The sequence below is a fragment of the Pseudomonas sp. B35(2017) genome (assembly GCF_002113645.1).
GTDB classification, from domain to species: domain Bacteria; phylum Pseudomonadota; class Gammaproteobacteria; order Pseudomonadales; family Pseudomonadaceae; genus Aquipseudomonas; species Aquipseudomonas ekonensis.
This window is the reverse complement of sequence record NZ_NEIZ01000044.1, coordinates 1-2,237: the sequence shown is the minus strand read 5'-3', so window position 1 is coordinate 2,237 and position 2,237 is coordinate 1. Positions and strand designations below refer to the sequence as shown.

The following is a 2,237-nucleotide window of genomic DNA, read 5'->3' as shown; positions in this document are numbered from 1 at the left end:
GGGTTGGGGGTGGGTTTGAACATGCTTGCATCTCCAGAGTCATGGAGCCGCCTCGATTCGCTGCGATACGAGAGGGTGGCAGCTATACGCGGGTCGCAGACCGGGACTCTAGAACCGGCAGGCCCGAAGGCCTCCCACGTACAGCCGCCATGACAGGCATGGAGGAGATTGTGCGTCCAGAGATCGACGGGCTGCGAGACCCGATCACTGATTCGTCAGTGACCGCCAAACGATAGAACCCGCCCCCCAGGCGCACAAGCCGGCGGATTCTGGCGTAGTTGTAGGCAATGGCGCAAGGCGATGTGGGTGTATGGAAACTGTGATCAACATGTTTAAACATGTCTCGCTGCAGATTAGTCAATGCAATAATCTAGAAGAGGAAATGAGGACGGATAAACACATCCATCCTCATCTCTTCGTTAACTTCAGAACTGAAAAAAATCAAAAAAACAACGCATAAATGAATCCGTCCCCATTTTCAATATGGCTGACTAACTCCATCTTAGATTGTCTAGATCTACTCCTCCGCGAATATCTTTTATGACGATTTTGCTAAGGCCGGCCTGGTCGGTATGGCTGCCAGGTCTGAATGAACTTCCAGATGGCGATAGGGTGATTTCTTTGACAGCACCATCAAGGTTGAAAAAACTTATTGTTGCTGCGTTGTAGCAGATGTACTCATAGTTAAAATTCTTAATTATGCCGTCAAATGTCAGTTCTACTGTGGCGTAGTATGTTACTGACATGTATTTGGGAGATTCCTTCCATAGAATAACGCCATAATATAAGGGGTTCGGAACGGACTTCACATAGAAAGTCAATCCGCTTTGGCACCGTTTCGACTGCCCCGCGGCGAACGTTCCATGTGGTTCTGTTTCCCAATTTTCTGAACCTGAAACCCAACGCACAACTTTAAAGGTTCTGGAATCAGAAACAGGCTCGGTTCCATAGCGCGCCTTGGCCGTAAAACTGTGCGCCGCCACGCTCAGGCCCGACGCTGTCAGTGTCCACACACCCGAGGTCGCATTCGCCGTGACCTCGCCCTTGGACACATTGCCATCGAACACCTCGACCTTCTGCCCTTTCGCTGCTGCGCCGGTGAGCGTGACGCTGGTCTCAAGAGTCATACCGTCGTGCGGAATGTCCACACCCTTCGGATCTTTCACCGAGGTGATGGTCGGCGCTGTCGCCGCCGTCACGGTCAGGGTTCTGGCCGCCGACACCGGACTGGCGCCGTACAAGGCTTTCGCCGTGAATCTGTGTGCCGCGACGCTCAACCCCGATACCGTCAGCGTCCATACGCCCGATGTCGCATTCGCGGTCACTTGGCCCTTGGACACGGTGCCATCGAACACCTCGACCTTCAGGCCTTTGGCCGCCGTGCCGGTGAGCGTGACGCTGGTTGCGACCGTGATGCCGCCGTTTGCGATCTCGACGCCCTTGGGGTCCTTCACCGAAGTGATCGTCGGCGCGACCGAGGTCACTACCGTCAGCAGCCGCACATTCGAATAGGTCGCCGTGCTGTGGTACAGCGACTTGGCATACAGCCGCCGCCCGCCCACGGGAACGGTGATGCTGAGTTCCCACGCACCCGTCGTTGCGTGAGCCGTCACCGTGCCCTTGGACACCGCCGTCGAGCCGTTGCCGTCGAAGATCTCCACCTTCTGCCCTTTGCTGGCCGTGCCCCGCAGCTTCAGCGTGGTGCTCACGGTGCTGGTGCCTTCCGGAACCTCCACGTTGTTGGCGTCCAGCACATTGCTCAGCGTCGGCTTGATGAGCGCCACCACCGTGAAGCTGCGCGGCGTCGATACCAGACCGTCGCCGTACATTGCCTTGGCGGTGAAGGTGTGCACCGCCGCGCTCAGCCCGCTCACGGTCAATGTCCAGCGGCCGGTCGCGGCATCGGCGGTGGCTTGGCCTTTGGATGTGACGCCATCCAGCACATCGACTTTCTGGCCCTTGCTGGCGGTGCCACTCAGCACTACCGAGGTTTCGACGATGAGGCTGCCGTCTGGAACCTCCACGCCGCTGGGCGAGCCCTTGACGGAGTCGAGCGTCGGCGGGTCGAGCGATATCGGTTGGCCGATCACGAACGTCAACGGATTGGAATAGCTCACCTTGCCCGTCTCGGCCCGCTTGATGCTGTAGCTCGCCGTCAGCGTCTCCCCGCGCCGGGCCTCGAAGTGCTGCTGCACGAACGCGGCGCTGAGGGTGAAGACGACGTCCTTGCCGGCGCT

At 58.0% G+C, this 2,237-nt stretch carries 1 pseudogene; it reads right to left on the bottom strand.

The window, feature by feature from the left end:
• Window positions 1-491: 491 nt before the first annotated feature.
• A pseudogene (locus CAG41_RS28725) lies at window positions 492-2,237 on the bottom strand (hypothetical protein); the annotation flags it as partial.